General features: G+C 51.2%; 18 protein-coding genes and 5 tRNA genes. 8 read left to right on the top strand and 15 right to left on the bottom strand.

Annotated features, from left to right (window positions below; all coding sequences use genetic code 11):
* Positions 1-137 precede the first annotated feature (137 nt).
* The 8 genes from proX (at position 138) to G8S19_RS04900 (ending at position 8,691) form a co-directional block, all read left to right on the top strand.
* Positions 138-1,133 (top strand): glycine betaine/L-proline ABC transporter substrate-binding protein ProX, encoded by a 996-nt coding sequence (proX, locus tag G8S19_RS04935; protein ID WP_115601593.1) that lies wholly within the window; start codon positions 138-140, stop codon positions 1,131-1,133.
* Between the two features lie 190 nt (positions 1,134-1,323).
* Positions 1,324-2,508, top strand: a complete 1,185-nt coding sequence (locus G8S19_RS04930; RefSeq protein WP_137378897.1) for an MFS transporter — start codon at positions 1,324-1,326, stop codon at positions 2,506-2,508.
* A 122-nt stretch (positions 2,509-2,630) separates the two neighbouring features.
* Positions 2,631-3,368 (top strand): AzlC family ABC transporter permease, encoded by a 738-nt coding sequence (locus G8S19_RS04925; RefSeq protein ID WP_253686175.1) that lies wholly within the window; start codon positions 2,631-2,633, stop codon positions 3,366-3,368.
* Positions 3,358-3,693: an L-valine transporter subunit YgaH gene (gene ygaH / locus G8S19_RS04920; RefSeq protein ID WP_005122930.1), complete on the top strand. Its 336-nt coding sequence runs from the start codon at positions 3,358-3,360 to the stop codon at positions 3,691-3,693. Before G8S19_RS04925 ends, ygaH begins: the two co-directional genes overlap by 11 nt.
* A gap of 90 nt (positions 3,694-3,783) precedes the next feature.
* A complete protein-coding gene (gene mprA, locus G8S19_RS04915; protein WP_005122929.1) occupies positions 3,784-4,314 on the top strand; it encodes a transcriptional repressor MprA in 531 nt (176 codons plus the stop codon).
* Between the two features lie 127 nt (positions 4,315-4,441).
* Positions 4,442-5,614, top strand: a complete 1,173-nt coding sequence (emrA, locus tag G8S19_RS04910; RefSeq protein ID WP_048213008.1) for a multidrug efflux MFS transporter periplasmic adaptor subunit EmrA — start codon at positions 4,442-4,444, stop codon at positions 5,612-5,614.
* A 16-nt stretch (positions 5,615-5,630) separates the two neighbouring features.
* Complete coding sequence (gene emrB, locus G8S19_RS04905; RefSeq protein WP_061068443.1) at positions 5,631-7,169, top strand: multidrug efflux MFS transporter permease subunit EmrB; 1,539 nt, start codon at positions 5,631-5,633, stop codon at positions 7,167-7,169.
* A 178-nt stretch (positions 7,170-7,347) separates the two neighbouring features.
* Positions 7,348-8,691 carry a pentapeptide repeat-containing protein gene (locus G8S19_RS04900; RefSeq protein ID WP_249932618.1) on the top strand — a complete coding sequence of 448 codons (1,344 nt, stop codon included), beginning with the start codon at positions 7,348-7,350 and terminating at the stop codon, positions 8,689-8,691.
* 175 nt (positions 8,692-8,866) lie between these two features.
* On the opposite strand, the gene luxS is transcribed toward G8S19_RS04900, so the two are convergent.
* From luxS to mltB, 15 genes are all read right to left on the bottom strand, one after another.
* Positions 8,867-9,382 carry an S-ribosylhomocysteine lyase gene (gene luxS, locus G8S19_RS04895; RefSeq protein WP_005130532.1) on the bottom strand — a complete coding sequence of 172 codons (516 nt, stop codon included), beginning with the start codon at positions 9,380-9,382 and terminating at the stop codon, positions 8,867-8,869.
* A 149-nt stretch (positions 9,383-9,531) separates the two neighbouring features.
* Positions 9,532-11,091, bottom strand: coding sequence for a glutamate--cysteine ligase (gene gshA / locus G8S19_RS04890; protein WP_115642987.1), 1,560 nt, complete (start codon positions 11,089-11,091; stop codon positions 9,532-9,534).
* Between the two features lie 77 nt (positions 11,092-11,168).
* Positions 11,169-11,597, bottom strand: coding sequence for a YqaA family protein (locus G8S19_RS04885; RefSeq protein WP_253686173.1), 429 nt, complete (start codon positions 11,595-11,597; stop codon positions 11,169-11,171).
* On the bottom strand, positions 11,594-12,160 hold the full coding sequence (yqaB, locus tag G8S19_RS04880; RefSeq protein WP_048213012.1) for a fructose-1-phosphate/6-phosphogluconate phosphatase: 567 nt from the start codon (positions 12,158-12,160) through the stop codon (positions 11,594-11,596). The genes G8S19_RS04885 and yqaB overlap by 4 nt, the downstream gene beginning before the upstream one ends.
* 116 nt (positions 12,161-12,276) lie before the next feature.
* Positions 12,277-12,353: transfer RNA gene (locus tag G8S19_RS04875), tRNA-Arg, on the bottom strand.
* A 39-nt stretch (positions 12,354-12,392) separates the two neighbouring features.
* Positions 12,393-12,469 (bottom strand) — tRNA-Arg (locus tag G8S19_RS04870).
* Between the two features lie 39 nt (positions 12,470-12,508).
* Positions 12,509-12,585, bottom strand: a tRNA-Arg gene (locus tag G8S19_RS04865).
* Positions 12,586-12,675: 90 nt separating this feature from the next.
* Positions 12,676-12,752, bottom strand: a tRNA-Arg gene (locus tag G8S19_RS04860).
* 3 nt (positions 12,753-12,755) lie between these two features.
* A tRNA-Ser gene (locus G8S19_RS04855) sits at positions 12,756-12,848 on the bottom strand.
* Positions 12,849-13,184: 336 nt separating this feature from the next.
* Positions 13,185-13,370 (bottom strand): carbon storage regulator CsrA, encoded by a 186-nt coding sequence (csrA, locus tag G8S19_RS04850; RefSeq protein ID WP_000906486.1) that lies wholly within the window; start codon positions 13,368-13,370, stop codon positions 13,185-13,187.
* A gap of 238 nt (positions 13,371-13,608) precedes the next feature.
* Positions 13,609-16,236 (bottom strand): alanine--tRNA ligase, encoded by a 2,628-nt coding sequence (gene alaS, locus G8S19_RS04845; RefSeq protein WP_253686171.1) that lies wholly within the window; start codon positions 16,234-16,236, stop codon positions 13,609-13,611.
* Positions 16,237-16,364: 128 nt separating this feature from the next.
* The gene (gene recX / locus G8S19_RS04840; protein WP_101741666.1) at positions 16,365-16,865 is read right to left on the bottom strand and encodes a recombination regulator RecX; all 501 of its coding nucleotides are present in this window, start codon (positions 16,863-16,865) and stop codon (positions 16,365-16,367) included.
* A 72-nt stretch (positions 16,866-16,937) separates the two neighbouring features.
* Positions 16,938-18,002 (bottom strand): recombinase RecA, encoded by a 1,065-nt coding sequence (gene recA / locus G8S19_RS04835; RefSeq protein ID WP_003037330.1) that lies wholly within the window; start codon positions 18,000-18,002, stop codon positions 16,938-16,940.
* A gap of 92 nt (positions 18,003-18,094) precedes the next feature.
* On the bottom strand, positions 18,095-18,592 hold the full coding sequence (gene pncC, locus G8S19_RS04830) for a nicotinamide-nucleotide amidase (protein WP_115601590.1): 498 nt from the start codon (positions 18,590-18,592) through the stop codon (positions 18,095-18,097).
* 191 nt (positions 18,593-18,783) lie between these two features.
* Positions 18,784-19,863, bottom strand: a complete 1,080-nt coding sequence (gene mltB, locus G8S19_RS04825; RefSeq protein WP_048213016.1) for a lytic murein transglycosylase B — start codon at positions 19,861-19,863, stop codon at positions 18,784-18,786.
* Positions 19,864-20,024 lie beyond the last annotated feature (161 nt).

The following is a 20,024-nucleotide window of genomic DNA, read 5'->3' as shown; positions in this document are numbered from 1 at the left end:
TGCGCAAAATCGTTCAAGTTGCATCGCGGCGGCAAACGAATGTATCCCCAGGAGCGTACAAGTAGTACGTGACTGGGGTGCATGAGTGCAGCCAACAAAGAGGCGGCTTGAAGGATGAAGTGCAATAAGGAACAACGATGCGACAGAAAATCATTATTGCCACAGCGTTTGCCACCCTTGTCTCCACCAGCACTTTCGCTGCCGACCTGCCGGGCAAAGGCATCACTGTACAGCCAATCCAGAGCACCATCTCTGAAGAGTCCTTCCAGACGCAGTTAGTCGCCCGTGCGCTGGAGAAACTGGGTTACACCGTTAACAAAACCAGCGAAGTTGACTACAACGTCGGCTATACCTCTATTGCCTCTGGCGATGCGACGTTTACCGCCGTGAACTGGCAGCCGCTGCATGATGATATGTACGCCGCAGCGGGCGGAGACAAAAAGTTTTATCGCGAGGGGGTATTTGTTACGGGTGCCGCACAGGGTTATCTGATCGATAAGAAAACCGCTGAGCAGTACAAAATCACCAATATTGCCCAGCTAAAAGATCCGAAGATCGCCAAAATCTTTGATACTAACGGCGATGGTAAAGCTGACATGATGGGCTGCTCACCGGGCTGGGGCTGCGAAGCGGTTATTAACCACCAGAACAAAGCCTTCGATCTGGAAAAAACAGTCGAGGTCAGCCACGGTAACTATGCGGCGATGATGGCCGATACCATTACCCGCTTTAAAGAAGGCAAACCGATCCTGTACTACACCTGGACACCATACTGGGTGAGCGACGTGATGAAACCGGGCAAAGATGTCGTCTGGCTGCAGGTGCCGTTCTCTTCCCTGCCTGGCGAACAGAAAGACATTGATACCAAACTGCCCAACGGCGCCAACTACGGCTTCCCGGTGAACACGATGCATATTGTCGCCAATAAAGCCTGGGCGGAGAAAAACCCGGCTGCAGCGAAACTGTTTGCCATCATGAAGCTGCCGCTGGCGGATATCAACGCGCAGAACGCAATGATGCATGATGGGAAAGCCTCAGAAGCTGACGTTCAGGGCCACGTTGACGGCTGGATCAAAGCCCACCAGCAGCAGTTCGACGGCTGGGTGAAAGAAGCGCTGGCTGCGCAGAAATAACCCCCCGTAGGCCTGATAGGCATAGCGCTATCAGGCCCGGTAACCACACCAATGCCGGATGGTGGCGTGATGCGCCTTATCCGGTCTACACGCCCCTCCCTCACCGCACAATCCATCACCCAACAAATCAGCAACATTTAATCACTTCCGTTATGATTGTTTTCTGCACCCCATTATTCAGTTGAAAACAATGACCAAACCCACTCACGGGCTTAGCCCGGCACTGATTGTTTTAATGTCTGTGGCGACCGGCCTCGCCGTTGCCAGTAATTATTACGCCCAGCCGCTGCTCGACACCATCGCGCGTAACTTTTCGCTGTCTGCCAGTACCGCAGGGTTTATTGTCACCGCCGCACAGCTTGGCTACGCGGCTGGCCTGCTGTTTTTAGTACCGCTTGGCGATATGTTTGAGCGTCGGAGGCTGATCGTTTCCATGACGTTGCTCGCAGCAGGTGGCATGTTGATTACTGCCAGCAGTCAGTCGCTGGGCATGCTGATCCTCGGTACTGCGCTAACCGGGTTGTTCTCAGTTGTCGCACAGATCCTGGTTCCGCTGGCGGCGACGCTCGCCACGCCAGACAAGCGCGGTAAGGTTGTCGGCACGATTATGAGCGGCCTGTTGCTGGGGATTTTGCTGGCGCGAACGGTTGCAGGATTGCTGGCGAATCTCGGCGGCTGGCGCACCGTGTTTTGGGTGGCCTCAGTATTGATGGCGTTGATGGCGATTGCCCTGTGGCGTGGTTTGCCAAAGATGAAATCAGAGACCCATCTTAACTACCCGCAGCTATTGGGCTCCGTGTTTAGCCTGTTTATCCACGATAAATTACTCCGCACCCGCGCGATGCTGGGCTGCCTGACCTTTGCCAACTTCAGTATCCTCTGGACATCGATGGCATTTTTACTCGCCGCACCGCCGTTTAACTATTCAGAGGGGATGATTGGTCTGTTCGGTCTGGCCGGGGCCGCCGGTGCGTTAGGCGCTCGTCCGGCGGGCGGTTTTGCCGATAAGGGTAAATCACACCTCACGACTACCGCAGGCCTGCTGCTACTGTTGCTCTCCTGGCTGGCTATCTGGTTCGGACATACTTCAGTGCCGATGCTGATTATCGGTATCCTGGTACTGGATCTGACCGTTCAGGGGGTACATATCACCAACCAGACCGTTATCTATCGCATTCACCCGGACGCACGTAATCGCCTGACTGCCGGGTACATGACCAGCTATTTCATTGGTGGTGCGGCAGGTTCGCTGATTTCAGCTTCAGCCTGGCAGCATGCCGGCTGGGCTGGCGTTTGTCTGGCAGGTGTGACTGTTGCCGTACTCAACCTGCTGGTCTGGTGGCGAGGTTTTCACCGCCAGGAAGCCGTAAATTAGGCGTATAACGTCTGTTTATCTTTGATTGGGCTCCTCAGGGTGTTAAGGAGCCCATCAGTCTGCTAAGGTTATAACGCATTGAGCCAGGTTATTTTAATTTCGGTAATGAAGCCTATAATCCTATGGAAAGCCCTGTTCCCCAGTCTGAATCCCGTTCTGCAACGTTAACTGAAGGATTCAAAGACAGCCTACCGATAGTTATCAGTTATATTCCGGTCGCATTTGCATTTGGTATGAATGCGACTCGCCTGGGCTTTACTCCCGTTGAAAGCATTTTTTTCTCCTGCATCATTTACGCCGGCGCCAGCCAGTTTGTCATCACAACCATGCTCGCCGCAGGCAGCTCACTGTGGGTCGCGGCTCTGACCGTCATGGCGATGGATGTTCGCCACGTTTTGTACGGCTCTTCTCTGCGTAGCCGTATCGCCCGACAGCTAAGCAAACCTAAAAGCGCGCTATGGGCCTTTGGCCTCACCGACGAAGTCTTTGCCGCGGCAACGGCGAAGCTGGTGCGGGATAACCGGCGCTGGAGTGAAAACTGGATGATCGGCATTGCGCTATGCTCCTGGGCCTCCTGGGTGTTTGGTACGGTGCTCGGCGCGTTTTCCGGCACTGGCTTACTGAAGGGGTTCCCGGCGGTAGAAGCGGCGCTGGGGTTTATGCTCCCGGCACTGTTTATGAGTTTTCTGCTGGCCTCTTTCCAGCGTAAGCAAACGCTATGCGTCACGGCGGCATTAGCCGGTGCGCTGGCTGGCGTGACGCTGTTCTCTATCCCGGCGGCCATCCTGGCGGGCATAGCCTGTGGATGCCTGACCGCGCTCATTCAGTCGTTCTGGCAGGGAGGTCCTGATGAGTTATGAGGTTCTGCTGCTCGGCCTGCTGGTCGGCTGCGTCAATTACTGTTTTCGCTATTTACCACTGCGTTTGCGAATGGGGAATGTGCGCCCGACAAAACGCGGAGCCACTGGAATATTACTCGACACCATCGGTATTGCATCAATTTGCGCCCTGCTGGTGGTGTCTACTGCGCCAGAAGTGATGCACGACGCCCGTCGTTTTGTGCCTACGCTGGTGGGGTTTGTGGTACTGGGTGCAAGCTTCTATAAGACCCGCAGCATCATCATTCCGACCTTACTGAGTGCCCTGGGCTATGGATTAGCCTGGAAAATGTTGTTTGTCTTATAGATTAAAATAATCATTTTAAATAAATAATACATTTACTTTATTTGTCACTGTCGTTACTATATCGGCTGAAATTAATGAGGTTATACCCAAATGGATAGTTCGTTTACGCCCATTGAACAAATGCTAAAATTTCGCGCCAGCCGCTACGAAGAGTTCCCTTATCAGGAAGTGCTTCTGACTCGTCTTTGCATGCATATGCAGGGCAAGCTGCTGGAAAACCGCAATAAGATGCTGAAAGCTCAAGGGATTAACGAGACGTTGTTTATGGCGTTGATTACGCTGGAGTCTCAGGAAAACCACAGTATTCAGCCTTCTGAACTGAGTTGCGCACTTGGCTCGTCACGGACTAACGCCACCCGTATCGCGGATGAGTTAGAAAAGCGTGGCTGGATCGAGCGCCGCGAAAGCGATAACGATCGCCGCTGTCTGCATCTGCAATTGACCGAAAAAGGCCATGCTTTTTTGCAGGAGGTATTACCGCCTCAGCATAACTGCCTTCATCAGCTTTGGTCATCTCTCAGCACCACCGAAAAAGATCAACTTGAGCATATCACCCGTAAACTTCTGACCCGTCTTGATCAGATGGAGCAGGATGGCGCGGTGTTAGAAGCGCTGCGCTAACGCGCTGACTCGCTCAGAAATCCAGATTTATAAATGAAAAACCGACAGGCCAGCACGCATACTGCTGGCCTGTCTGATAAACAGGTCGGCTCAGCCGATGTGAAAAAATAAGATCGTGGAGAACAACATGAGCGCAAATGCGGAGACTCAAACCCCGCAGCAACCGGTCAAGAAGAATGGCAAACGTAAAAGTATGCTACTCCTGCTGACCTTGCTCTTTATTATCATTGCCGTGGCATATGGGATTTATTGGTTTTTAGTACTGCGTCATATCGAAGAGACAGACGATGCGTACGTGGCAGGGAACCAGGTTCAAATTATGGCGCAGGTATCAGGCAGCGTGACGAAAGTCTGGGCTGATAACACTGACTTTGTAAAACAGGGCGATGTGCTGGTCACTCTCGACCAGACAGATGCCAAACAGGCATTTGAAAAAGCCAAAACTGCGCTGGCCTCCAGCGTGCGCCAGACGCACCAGTTGATGATCAACAGCAAGCAACTGCAGGCCAGCATTGAAGTGCAGAGAACTGCACTGGCCCAGGCACAAAGCGACTTTAATCGCCGTGTCCCGCTGGGTAATGCCAACCTGATTGGCCGCGAAGAACTGCAACATGCCCGCGATGCCGTCGCCAGCGCTCAGGCTCAGCTTGATGTCGCAATCCAACAATATAATGCGAACCAGGCAATGATTCTGGGTAGCAAGCTGGAAGATCAACCTGCTGTACAACAGGCTGCCACCGAAGTGCGTAATGCCTGGCTGGCACTGGAACGTACCAAAATTGTTAGCCCGATGACCGGCTATGTTTCCCGTCGTGCCGTGCAGCCTGGCGCGCAAATTAGCCCGACTACGCCACTGATGGCGGTTGTTCCGGCCACTAACCTGTGGGTGGATGCCAACTTCAAAGAAACACAGCTGGCGCACATGCGTATTGGCCAACCGGCGACCGTTATCAGTGATATTTACGGCGATGACGTGAAATACACCGGGAAAGTCGTCGGCCTGGATATGGGTACGGGCAGCGCGTTCTCCCTGCTGCCGGCGCAAAACGCGACCGGTAACTGGATCAAAGTCGTCCAGCGTTTGCCGGTACGTATCGAACTGGATGCGCAGCAGCTGGCACAACATCCACTGCGTATTGGTTTGTCAACACTGGTTACGGTAGATACCGCTAATCGTGACGGGCAGATCCTGGCAAGCCAGGTCCGCACCACGCCAGTATCAGAAAGTAATGCACGTGAAATCAACCTTGATCCGGTCAATAAGATGATCGAAGAGATCGTGCAGGCCAACGCGGGCTAATTTAAAGGTGCGTGTGATGCAACAGCAAAAACCGCTTGAAGGCGCGCAGCTCGTCATTATGACGATTGCGCTGTCCCTGGCGACATTCATGCAGGTGCTGGACTCCACCATTGCTAACGTGGCGATCCCCACTATCGCCGGGAACCTCGGCTCTTCGCTGAGCCAGGGAACCTGGGTGATCACCTCATTCGGGGTGGCGAACGCTATCTCAATTCCGATCACCGGCTGGCTGGCCAAACGCGTTGGCGAAGTCAGACTATTCATGTGGTCAACTATCGCCTTCGTCATTGCGTCGTGGGCATGCGGGATGTCCACCAGCCTGAACATGCTGATTTTCTTCCGCGTCATTCAGGGTATTGTCGCTGGTCCATTGATTCCGCTGTCACAAAGCCTGTTATTGAATAACTATCCACCCGCCAAGCGTTCCATCGCCCTCGCGCTATGGTCGATGACGGTGATTGTTGCCCCGATATGTGGTCCTATTCTGGGGGGCTATATCAGCGACAACTATCACTGGGGCTGGATATTTTTTATCAACGTGCCAATCGGTGCTGTAGTGGTATTAATGACGCTGCAAACTTTGCGAGGTCGGGAAACCAAAACCGAGCAGCGGCGTATCGACGCCATTGGTCTGGCTTTGCTGGTCATTGGTATCGGCAGTTTGCAGATTATGCTCGACCGCGGCAAAGAATTGGACTGGTTCGCCTCGCAGGAAATTATTATCCTGACGGTTGTCGCCGTGGTGGCAATCAGCTTCCTCATCGTCTGGGAGCTTACCGATGAGCACCCCATTGTCGATCTCTCGCTGTTTAAGTCGCGCAACTTTACCATCGGCTGTCTGTGTATCAGTCTGGCCTATATGCTCTACTTCGGCGCAATCGTCCTGTTACCGCAGTTATTGCAGGAGGTGTACGGATATACGGCAACCTGGGCAGGTCTGGCGTCTGCGCCGGTTGGGGTGATTCCGGTGATCCTGTCGCCGATTATCGGCCGTTTCGCACACAAGCTGGATATGCGTCGGCTGGTCACGTTCAGCTTCATCATGTATGCCGTCTGTTTCTACTGGCGTGCGTGGACATTCGAACCCGGTATGGATTTTGGCGCATCGGCCTGGCCGCAGTTTATTCAGGGGTTCGCGGTAGCCTGCTTCTTTATGCCACTGACCACCATCACGCTATCGGGGTTACCGCCTGAACGAATGGCGGCAGCATCGAGCCTGTCTAACTTTACGCGAACGCTGGCGGGTTCTATTGGCACATCGATCACCACAACGATGTGGACTAGCCGTGAGTCGCTGCACCATGCGCAACTGACGGAGTCAGTAAACCCTTATAATCCTAATGCACAGGCCATGTATAACCAGCTGCAGGGATTAGGGATGACCAAAGAACAGGCATCCGGCTGGCTGGCGCAGCAAATCACCAACCAGGGGCTGATTATTTCTGCTAACGAAATCTTCTGGATGTCTGCAGGGATTTTCCTCGTGCTTCTCGGCCTGGTATGGTTTGCCAAACCGCCATTCGGTGCAGGCAGCGGCGGCGGCGGCGCGCACTAATAGCGATTTGTCGGTACTGAGAATCAAAACCCAATATAGATATTGAATCTATATTGGGTTCAATTCATTGACTCATTCAATATAAATTAATGCTAAACCAGAGCAGTTTTTGATATTTTTCGTTGTCTCTTAGTAAGAGAATCGCCTTAGTGATAAACCAATCAATAAGGCGATGTCAATGGACAACATTAATGCTTTAGCACAAAAACATATAGATATACTGGTAAGCGCTGCAATGAGCCCAGACGATAAAACATTGCACAAAGAAGCAACTAAACTACATGGCGTAGTCGAGTGTCTGAAGTACATTTTTACTTTTGGAATTAAGGACTCAGGGGAGAAGCGTCTTAAGTCAGTCATCAATAGTCTCGCGAGCTCTTTGGCTTCCGAGGGTATGTCCCCGCGAAAAACACTGAACAGTATTATTGATAACCCCGACATTTCTATTAGATTCACTATTGATAAGTCAGAAAAATCGCTACAAGGTGAATATGAATTATGTATAAGTAAGGACACGGATGGAGCATACTCACTGAATATTAGTGAAGAAAACGTATCTGAACCATTAGAGTTACAATTAAGTGAAGCGCAGTTCATATCAGGGGCCAGATATCTTAGTACCATATATTTTCTGGATAAAAACAATCTATCAGAAGCCCAACAAAAATATATTGATACTGGATGTCTCGATCTATCAGGGGAAGATTTAAGCGAACTTGATATGAGCGATTTAGATTTGAGTAATGCTGACCTTTCCGAGGCAAATCTAAGTAGAACAAGTATAGCAACTGAACAACTACTTGATACTAGTTTAATACGTGACAATTTTAGCGAAGATAGTCAGCCTGAAGCAGCAGCAAGGTTGAATGAGATAATGTTGTTGGGAAAAAATATCTTCAGTAAAAATAATAAATTATTCGAATCCATTAAGAATATGGCTAAACCAGAGTGTCAACAATTGTTTAGTAAAACATTGATTGAAGAAAAAGATTCAGACATGATGGTTTCATATTCAATCGCAGGAAACATTATTGCTAATGAATCAATATTGCATTATACCATGCAGAAATTTTCAGAAGCAGGAATGGGTAACTTAAAGCAAGTTATCGACAAATTTTCAAAACTCTTTTTTGAACAACCTGCTGTATATAAAGATATCATTCCTGCCGAATCAAGCCTTAGGAAAATAACAACTCTAGATAAATGGAATGAAGCCGTACAATCCGGTTACTTTGATGCAGATAAAATGGCACTACTTTCGAGAGGACTCAGTACGACCACAGAGTACAAGGATTTCATCAAGGATCTAAAAGATGATCTGGAATCCTTTAACATCACTAGCCAAGAGAGTTATTGTAAAATACTGGACAAAGGTGAGATTATGATGGGGAAATATGACTATTGTACCAATGTCAGTGTAATAACCCCAGAAATCTTAGAAGACGTAGAAATCTTTGGACAATATACTTCTTTTTATAGAGAGTTTGGTAAATTAATTGATGTTATTTTTAATAAAACATAAAGGTAAAACTCAATAGCGCTTGCAACTACATTCTGACGATGTCATTTAAAGGTGCGATGGTCACGCGCATTGATAAAAAAAAGCCAGTTCATCTGAACTGGCTTTTTTATACCGGCTGGAGCCTATTATTTGTAGACCAGATGAGAAGCGTGAGCGTCACCATCCAGCATGACAACTAAATATGCAGTTCCTGCAGCTTGTCTTTTGGCAGCGCCAGCTCCTCATTGCTGTTAACGCGGACATCACGTTCCAGAATATGACGTGCAATGTCCTGCGCTTCGCTGAGGGAATGCATCTGATACGTACCGCACTGGTAGACGTTCAGTTCCGGGATCTGATTCTGATCCTGCACTTTCAACACATCTGCCATTGCCGCTTTCCAGGCATCAGCTACGCGTTGTTCGTCCGGCGTTCCAATCAGGCTCATGTAGAAGCCGGTACGGCAACCCATTGGCGAAATATCGATAATCTCGACACCGTTGCCATTCAGGTGGTTACGCATAAAACCAGCAAACAGGTGTTCCAGCGTATGAATACCTTTCTCAGGCATCACTTCTTTGTTCGGAATGCAAAAACGCAGATCAAACACGGTGATTGCGTCGCCATGCGGGGTATTCATCGTTTTTGCAACCCGGACCGCGGGAGCTTCCATCCGGGTGTGATCGACAGTAAAACTATCTAACAACGGCATTTAGCCACCTCCGATAAATTTTTTTAAAATATTCTGAACTCTTTGTTCCGGGGCGAGTCTGAGTATATGAAAGACGCGCATTTGTTATCATCATCCCTGTTTTCAGAGATGAAATTTTGGCCACTCCCGAGTGGCCTTTTTCTTTTGTATCAGGCGTGCTTTTCCAGCCACACACCAAACGGCTCAGTATCTGCCGCTTCAATCTCCTGCTGACGACGCTTCGAAGCCTCGGTTTCAGCAATAAATTCAGCTTCCTGCAATATTTCCAACGGCTCTTCGCGCAACAGGTTACGGTACGCTTCACCCAACGCTTTACCCGTGCCACCGATACCAGTATCAATCATAGACCGCAGGATCCGCGCTGAGAATGTCAGCTCAGGATTATCAAAGCAGGCAACCAGTTCGTCACATACTTTTTGATATTCCTCTCCTCCGTGAATGCCGTCCAGCGTTTGTGCCACACGTTTCAGATCACGGAACAGATCTTTACCCACTTTAGGCAACGGGAACTGAGCCGTTTCACAACCAATACCTAACGTCAGGCCTGGCTTGCGCCCTTCCAGAATAACGCGATTCCAGTTTTTACGCGTACACAGCAGCTCGTCGCTACTCATTTCCGGGGCATCAGCCAGAACGCACCAAACCATGAACAAATCGAGGAAGCGCACCTGTTGTTCATCTACGCCGATTGGCGAGAAGGGGTTGATGTCGAGCGAACGCACTTCGATATACTCAATGCCGCCGCGTAGAAGCGCATCAGACGGCGTTTCACCGCTGCGAGTCACGCGTTTCGGACGAATTGGCGCATACAGTTCATTTTCGATCTGCAAAACGTTGCTGTTGATTTGCAGGCGCTTACCGTCTTTCTCCAGACCGATCGCCGCGTACTCCTCTGAAGGCGTTTTAATCGCGCGCTTCAATCCTGCCACATACTCATGCAAATCGTTAAACGTAATTCCGAGATTGCTTTGCGACTTATTGGTATAACCCAGGTCACTCAGACGCAGCGACGTGGCATAAGGCAGGTAATACATACCACAATCGGTTTTTTCAAACGGCAGCGTTGTCGGTTTTCCTTGCAGGAAGGAGGAACAAATGGCCGGAGAGGCGCCAAACAGATACGGGATCACCCAACCAAAACGGTAGTAGTTGCGAATCAGACGGAAATACCCTGCTGACACTTTTTCTTTAGCGTCTTCATCGCCATCTGTTACGCCACATTTCGCCTGCCAGAAAGCCATCGGCAGCGAGAAGTTGTAGTGTACGCCGGAGATAGTCTGCATCAACGCGCCGTAACGGTTTTTGAGGCCTTCACGGTAAAGGGTTTTCAGACGACCGATATTCGACGTACCGTACTGCGCCAGCTCGATATCCTGACCTTCGGCAATATAGCAAGGCATGCTCAACGGCCACATACGCTCATCGCCAAGATTCCTGGCAGTATAGCGATGCAGATCGCGCATGAACGTGAGCATTTTGTGAATGTCATCGCCCGGTGGAGTAATAAACTCCAGCAGTGTTTCGGCAAAGTCAGTGGTTATCCATTTATGCGTTAGCGCTGAGCCTAACACTTCAGGATGGCCTGTCGTTGCCAATGAACCATCAGCATTAACACGCAGCGTTTCGCGCTCGAGCCCGCGTTGAATCCCCTCTAACGCATGAGGATGTTTTTCCAGCCAGGCCAGCGCCTGTGATACGTCCGGGATCAAATTGACCTCCCGCCTGTCAAAATCGTTTTAATTAGCATAATGGTATTGGTCAACCTGCAGGTTATTCCACAACACAATTAGTGCCACCACATAATGCCTTGCGTCGTAACCGCCGCGACCACAACATAGCGCAGCGCTTTGCCAAGACATAAAAAAATGAGAACTGGGCCCCACGAAATGCGCATCCATCCCGCTAACAAGCACAGTAAATCACCCACAACCGGCATCCAGCTTAATAATAGTGTGACAGCGCCATAGCGCCTCAGCCAGCCAGTGGCTTTTTCTTGCCAGCGCGATGTTTTACGCAACGGAAAGAAACGCCCAAGGATAACGTTAGTTAACCCTCCAAGGCTATTACCCATTGTTGCTGTTAAAACTAAGACCCAGGGATGACTCGCTCCAGAAACCAGTAAGGCAACTAAAACAACTTCAGAATTTCCAGGTAATAGCGTGGCGCTGAGAAAGCTGCTGGCAAACAGCGAGAGGAGCGACAGTCCATCACTCACAATAACCGGACATCCACGGCGTCCATTCCTGCGGCACGCGCCGCCTGAAGTCCAAAATCGGCATCTTCAAACACGACGCAACGCGCCGGTTCAACGCCCATACGTTCAGCACAGAGCAAAAACGTATCAGGAGCCGGTTTGTGGCGTTGTACGTGATCGGCCGCCACCACGGCATCAAAATAACGACGCAGCCCAAGGTGAGTAAGCAGCGCTTCTGCAATCGCGCTTTCACTCCCCGTTCCTACCGCCATAGGCCGACGACCATGCCAGGCTTTCACGACGTCAACCAACGGCAGAGGCTGGACGCTATCCAGCAACATGCTTCTCACCTTGTCGGTTTTTTCACGCGCTAAGGCATGGGGGTCGAGATCGGCATGATTCAATTCAATTACCGACTGGGCAATACGCCACGTTGGGGAGCCGTTGAGGGCGACCATGGCTTGTTCATCAAAACGCAGCCCATAATGCCCCAATACCTCATGCCACGCCTTACGGTGCGTTGGCTCGGTATCCAGGATGGTGCCATCCATATCAAAAATCAAACCCGCATAACGTTCGTACATCGTCTTCTCACAAGCCGAATGACCAGACGTTATTTTATCGTAATTGATTGATTTTGTCGCTGACAGCGAATTGAGGGGCATTCAGAGAATATGTGGAAATAATTTAAAGGGGGAGATGGTGCATCCGGGAGGATTCGAACCTCCGACCGCTCGGTTCGTAGCCGAGTACTCTATCCAGCTGAGCTACGGATGCATCGGGAATTGCTGATTACTACTGATACTGCAAAGAAGATGGTGCATCCGGGAGGATTCGAACCTCCGACCGCTCGGTTCGTAGCCGAGTACTCTATCCAGCTGAGCTACGGATGCATCGGGAATTGCTGATTACTACTGATACTGCAAAGAAGATGGTGCATCCGGGAGGATTCGAACCTCCGACCGCTCGGTTCGTAGCCGAGTACTCTATCCAGCTGAGCTACGGATGCATCAGGAAAACTTACTTACTGCAGATTTGATATCGCTGCTAAAGTGATATCGATTTCCGTAACAACGCTAATGCGTTATTGCAGAGAAGATGGTGCATCCGGGAGGATTCGAACCTCCGACCGCTCGGTTCGTAGCCGAGTACTCTATCCAGCTGAGCTACGGATGCAAATGGCGGTGAGGCGGGGATTCGAACCCCGGATGCAGCTTTTGACCGCATACTCCCTTAGCAGGGGAGCGCCTTCAGCCTCTCGGCCACCTCACCAACACGCCTCTTGCGAGTGCTTCGAAGAACTTGTTTCTGCTCATCGTCGCTGCGTGGCGCACATATTACTTTCTGGGACTTATAAGTCAAACAATTTTTCCAGAGCTTTTATCGTTTGCACATTTCACGCGCAATTAGTCTGCAAAAACGGCAAAAAGAGTGTTTTATCAACAGATAAATTGGCAATTTCCTGAAGCAGTGAACAAACGGAAACTTCGTAGGGAAAGGCATTACGCCCAGTGGAATCGAAAAAATGGGGAGGACGAAGAAGAACAGAGAAGAAAAAGGGTAACTCAATCAGGTTGCGCCTCACCAGAAAGGTGAGACGCGAAAACCTTAGTAACTGGACTGCTGGGATTTTTCAGCCTGGATACGCTGGTAGATCTCTTCACGATGGACAGAAACTTCTTTCGGGGCGTTGACGCCAATGCGCACCTGGTTGCCCTTCACCCCTAAAACTGTCACGGTGACCTCATCGCCTATCATGAGGGTCTCACCAACTCGACGAGTCAGAATCAGCATTCTTTGCTCCTTGAAAGATTAAAAGAGTCGGGTCTCTCTGTATCCCGGCATTATCCATCATATAACGCCAAAAAGTAAGCGATGACAAACACCTAAGTGTAAGCAGTCACGGCATCACATTCTGTTAAACCTAAGTTTAGCCGATATACACAACTTCAACCTGACTTTATCGTTGTCGATAGCGTTGACGCAAACGCTGCGGATTGAAGTCCGCAGCGTCGGCTTACGCTTATAATTTTTACAGTTTTGCGCTAACCCAGCCTTTCACACTGGCTAACGCTGCCGGCAGAGCCGCAGCATCCGTACCACCGGCTTGCGCCATGTCCGGACGACCACCACCCTTGCCGCCTACCTGCTGAGCGACCATCCCAATCAGTTCCCCTGCTTTCACGCGGTCTGTCACATCCTTAGACACGCCCGCAATCAGAGAAACCTTACCTTCAGCAACTGTTGCCAGTACGACAACAGTAGAACCCAGCTGATTTTTCAGATCATCAACCATGGTACGCAGCATTTTCGGTTCAACGTCCGCAAGCTCGCTGACCAACAGCTTCACGCCATTGATATCAACGGCTTTGCTGGAAAGGTTCGCACTTTCCTGCGCTGCGGCCTGTTCCTTCAATTGCTGCAATTCTTTTTCGAGCTGACGCGTACGTTCCAGTACGGAACGAACTTTGTCACCGATATTCTGGCTATCGCCTTTCAGCAACTGCGCAATATCGCTTAAGCGATCGCTTTCAGCATGCACGGTATTAAGAGCACCTTCACCGGTCACGGCTTCGATACGACGAACGCCCGCAGCAGTACCAGACTCGGAGATAATACGGAACAGACCGATATCGCCCGTACGGCTGGCGTGAGTACCACCACACAGTTCGGTAGAGAAATCACCCATACTCAGTACACGCACGTGGTCATCGTATTTCTCACCAAACAGCGCCATTGCACCTTTGGCTTTTGCCGCCTCAAGATCCATGATGTTCGTTTCAATCGGCAGGTTGCGACGAATTTGCGCATTCACCAGATCTTCAACGGCACGGATTTCAGCAGGCTTCATCGCTTCGGTATGAGAGAAGTCGAAGCGCAGAATTTTATCGTTAACCAGCGAACCTTTCTGTGCCACGTGCGTGCCCAGAACCTGGCGCAGCGCCGCGTGCATCAGATGCGTTGCGGAGTGGTTCAGGCGAATACGCGCACGACGCGCTTCATCCACATCTGCCTGCACGGCATCGCCAACTTTCAGAGAGCCCGCAGACAGTTTGCCGATGTGACCAATCGCCTGACCATATTTCTGCGTGTCGCTAACGGCAAACGCGAAGCCCGCACCTTTCAGTTCGCCTTTATCGCCAACCTGACCACCAGATTCCGCATAGAACGGTGTCTGGTCAAGAACGACAACGGCATCCTGACCTGCGTTAATGGCGTCTACCGCTTTACCATCAACAAACAGCGCGGTGACTTTGCCGTTCAGTTCCAGGTGCTCGTAGCCTTTAAATTCAGAAGCACCATCAACGCGAATCATCGCATTGTAGTCTGCACCAAAGCCGCTGGCTTCACGTGCGCGACGGCGCTGTTCTTCCATTGCGGCTTCAAAGCCGGCTTCATCAACCTTAATGTTACGCTCGCGGCAAACGTCTGCCGTCAGGTCAACCGGGAAACCGTAGGTGTCATACAGACGGAATGCGGTTTCGCCGTCCAGCGTATCGCCAGACAATTTTGCCAGTTCTTCATCCAGCAGCGCCAGACCACGCTCCAGAGTACGTGCAAACTGCTCTTCTTCGGTTTTCAGAACCTGCTCAACCATAGCCTGCTGACGCTTCAGCTCTTCGCCCGCGGAACCCATTACATCTACCAGCGGACCAACCAGCTTGTAGAAGAAGGTGTCCTTCGCGCCCAGCATGTTGCCATGACGAACTGCGCGACGAATGATACGGCGCAGCACATAGCCACGGTTTTCATTAGACGGAACAACGCCATCGGCAATCAGGAACGCACAGGAACGGATATGGTCGGCGATAACGCGCAGTGATTTATTGCTCAGATCGGTCGCGCCGGTGACTTTCGCCACGGACTCAATCAGTGAACGGAACAGGTCAATTTCGTAGTTGGAGTTAACGTGTTGCAGCACGGCCGCAATACGCTCCAGACCCATACCGGTATCCACGGACGGTTTCGGCAGCGGTTCCATGGTGCCGTCAGCCTGACGGTTGAACTGCATGAAGACGATGTTCCAGATCTCAATGTAGCGATCGCCATCTTCTTCCGCGCTTCCCGGAGGGCCACCCCAAATGTGGTCGCCGTGGTCGTAGAAAATTTCGGTGCACGGACCGCAAGGACCGGTATCACCCATCTGCCAGAAGTTGTCGGAAGCATAAGCCGCGCCTTTGTTATCACCGATACGGATGATACGTTCGCGCGGAATACCGACTTCTTTTTCCCAGATTTCATAGGCTTCATCGTCAGTTTCATAGACGGTGACCCACAGACGCTCTTTTGGCAGGGCAAACCAGTTTTCACCGGTCAACAGTTCCCATGCGTATTGAATGGCGTCGTGTTTGAAGTAATCGCCGAAGCTGAAGTTGCCCAGCATTTCGAAAAAGGTATGGTGACGTGCAGTGTAACCGACGTTTTCCAGGTCGTTGTGCTTACCGCCCGCACGTACGCAACGCTGCGAGGTGGTTGCGCGGGAATAATTACGCTTGTCGAGGCCAAGGAAAACATCCTTGAACTGGTTCATCCCGGCGTTGGTAAACAACAAAGTAGGGTCATTGTTCGGTACCAGGGAGCTGCTGGCAACTACCTGATGTCCTTTACTATGGAAAAAATCGAGAAACGCCTGACGGATCTCAGCGGTGCTCTTGCTCATAATTATCCTGAAGAAATCAAGCTAACGAAATGTCATTACCAGCATCGGCACGTAAACTGCGCCTCTGGCAATCGAAAAGTGGGAATAAGATAAGTTTTCTTTACTGGGAAGTAAAATCCCGTATGCGCTCAATCGTCAAAATTTCGCCATATTGCCTGAATATCTTCCATCAGATAGCCGCGATAGAGCAAAAAACGCTGGACCTTTACCTTATCTGAAAATTCCACAGGTAAAGGTTCACCGTACTTCCGGACGGCCTGCTCGCGCGCAAGCACTGCCCAGTCAATTTCACACTCGCGCATAGCACGCTCAATGGACTCACGCGCGATCCCTTTCTGATTTAATTCCTGACGCACGCGGGCAGGTCCGTAGCCCTTACGACTGCGGCTGGCGATAAACTGCTGAACGAAGCGGTCATCATCCAGATAGCGACTTTCAATACACCAGGCGATGACCTTGTCGTAATCCTCCGGCGTAGCATCAATGTCTTCCGGTCCATTTTTTCCCATCACCGGAGCGGCCAGCTTACGCCGCAGTTCCTGCTCACTGTGGTCGCGCATCGCAAGTATTCGCACGGCGCGGTCAAGTAATCGGGAGTAAGCAGAGCGGCGGGAAGTTGAATCTGTCATAGTGAGCCTTCAGAAATGAAAAAGGGCTGCATGATATGCAGCCCTTTACTATATGCGATTCAAAACAGGTTATCAGAAATCTTCGTTCGTTTCTTTTACGTCTTCACCACTGTCATCAACGGAGAAATCAGGCGTTGAATCCTGGTTATTGAGCAGTAACTCACGTAATTTCTTCTCAATTTCTTTCGCGGTTGCCGGGTTTTCTTTCAGCCAGTTGGTTGCGTTCGCTTTACCCTGACCGATTTTCTCACCGTTGTAGCTGTACCATGCACCCGCTTTTTCAATCAGCTTCTCTTTCACGCCCAGGTCAACCAGTTCGCCGTAGAAGTTGATGCCTTCACCGTAAAGAATCTGGAATTCAGCCTGTTTAAACGGCGCTGCAATTTTGTTTTTCACGACCTTAACGCGGGTTTCGCTACCTACCACGTTGTCGCCTTCTTTCACCGCGCCAATACGACGGATATCCAGACGAACAGACGCATAGAATTTCAGGGCGTTGCCACCGGTGGTGGTTTCCGGGTTACCGAACATAACGCCAATCTTCATACGGATCTGGTTGATGAAAATCAGCAGCGTGTTGGACTGCTTCAGGTTACCGGCCAGTTTACGCATTGCCTGGCTCATCATACGTGCCGCAAGGCCCATGTGAGAGTCGCCAATCTCGCCTTCGATTTCAGCCTTCGGCGTCAATGCGGCAACGGAGTCGACCACGATAACGTCAACCGCGCCGGAACGCGCCAGCGCATCACAGATTTCCAGCGCTTGCTCACCGGTATCCGGCTGAGAACACAGCAGGTTATCGATATCAACGCCAAGCTTACGGGCATAAACAGGGTCCAGCGCGTGTTCCGCATCGATGAACGCACAGGTTTTACCTTCGCGCTGTGCGGCGGCAATAACCTGCAGTGTCAGCGTTGTTTTACCGGAGGATTCAGGCCCGTAGATTTCGACGATACGGCCCATTGGCAAACCGCCCGCGCCCAATGCGATATCCAGAGAAAGCGAACCGGTGGAGATGGTTTCCACGTCCATGGAACGGTCTTCACCGAGGCGCATGATGGAGCCTTTACCGAATTGCTTTTCGATCTGACCCAGCGCTGCCGCCAACGCTTTCTGTTTGTTTTCGTCGATAGCCATTAATTACTCCTGTCATGCCGCTTTCGGGTTAAACCGCGAAACGTGATAGATAATGTTCTGTTGAGGCAATTATACTGTATGCTCATACAGTATCAAGTGTTTTGTAGAAATTGTTGCCACAGGGTTTGTAACGCGTAGACAGTCGCCTGTCGACGTACCGCATCGCGATCGCCGATAAAGCATTCCCGGCGGGTAATCCCCTCGCCGCTTGCGCTGGCAAAGGCAAACCATACCGTCCCCACGGGCTTGTCTTCACTACCGCCATCGGGTCCTGCGATACCGCTAATCGAGACGGCGAAGTCTGCACGGGCGGCTTTTAGCGCGCCAATCGCCATTTCAACGACCACCGGTTCACTCACCGCGCCATGCTGGGTCAGCGTCTCTTCGCGCACGCCAATCATCTGCGCTTTGGCTTCATTGCTGTAGGTCACAAACCCGCGTTCAAACCAGGCGGAGCTTCCGGCAATATCCGTAATCGCTTTGGCTACCCAGCCGCCGGTACAGGATTCCGCCGTCGTCACTGTTGCCCCGCGCGCTTTCAGCGCCAGGCCAACCTGCTCGCTTAACTGCATCAGTTCACTGTCGGTCATTTCAGCCTCTGTCAGTTAAAAAATATGCCGGACAAGATAGCACTTTCATAACCAATATGGGGATGGGGAGAACGTTTTACGAGGAGGATTCCAAAAATTGCTCCGTTGCACAAATAAGATCTGCCAGATGGGGATGTCAGGGCATCTTCTCCGGCCTACAAGAGATATCCTCCGGTAGGCCGGGGGAGCGATTACTGCACGCGCGCCAGCGCCACCGCCTGACCCAATTGCCACACGGCCATCGCGTAGTGGGTACTGTGGTTGTAGCGGGTGATGGTGTAGAAGTTCGGCAACCCATACCAGTACTGGTAGCCGGTACCGATATCCAGGCGCAGCAGGCTGGCCTGCTGATGATTCCCCAACGACTGCTGCGGCGTCAGGCCCGCGGCGGCAAGCTGAGAAATGCTGTACTGGGTTTTAAAGCCGTTAGCCAGCCCAGGCGCCTGACCATTTGCCGGAACCGCGACCGTATCGCCTTTCACCCAGCCGTGACCTTTGAAATAGTTCGCCACGCTACCGATGGCATCAACCGGATCCCACAGGTTAATGTGCCCATCGCCATTGAAATCAACGGCATATTGTTTATAGGAAGACGGCATAAATTGGCCGTAGCCCATTGCCCCCGCGAAAGAACCTTTCAAATCGAGCGGATCGTCGCTTTCATCTCGCGCCATCAGCAGGAAGGTTTCCAGTTCACCAGAGAAGTATTCCGCCCGACGAGGATAGTTAAACGACAGCGTCGCCAGCGCATCCAGAATCCGCGTTTTACCCATCACGCGGCCCCAGCGAGTTTCTACGCCAATAATACCAACGATAATTTCCGGCGGTACGCCGTATACCTGCCACGCGCGGTTCAGCGCATCTTCGTATTGATTCCAGAACGCCACGCCGTTTTGCACGTTATCCGGCGTGATGAACTGTTTACGATACCGCAGCCATGCGCCGTTAGGTCCGGCTGGCGGTTGCGTCGTCGGCGCCTGGCGGTCCATCAAACGCAATACCGAGTCCAGACGCTTGGCCTGCGACAGGATCTCCTGCAATTGCTGGCGGTCAAAGCCGTGCTTGTTCACCATTTTCTCGATGAACTGCTGTGCATTCGGATTATTGGCGAAGTCGCCGCTTGTTTGCATGACGTTGTGCTGCGGCTCAAGCAGGAAGCCGCCGGATGGCGTACCCGTAGTCGTTTGAGTCTCTGAAGGTTTGGGTTTGCTGCTACAGGCAGCAAGCAGTACGAAAAGGGGGAGTAACGCTACATAACGACGCTTGAACATGAGACATCCATTAAACAAATTCAGCCTGGGGGAAGTATGGTAAAGCATCCTCCGTCATACAAGGAAGCGGTAGTCGCTCTCCTTCACAGAATTTACATCCCCTTTCATCTCTGAGCCGCACATTTGCGAGCACTCACGCAATAACTTTCAAATTAAAATAT

Origin of the sequence: Citrobacter sp. SX206 (assembly GCF_024181025.1) — a bacterium.
GTDB classification, from domain to species: Bacteria; Pseudomonadota; Gammaproteobacteria; order Enterobacterales; family Enterobacteriaceae; genus Citrobacter; species Citrobacter youngae.
Note: the sequence above shows the minus strand (reverse complement) of the source record. Positions and strands in the feature narration are given on the sequence as shown.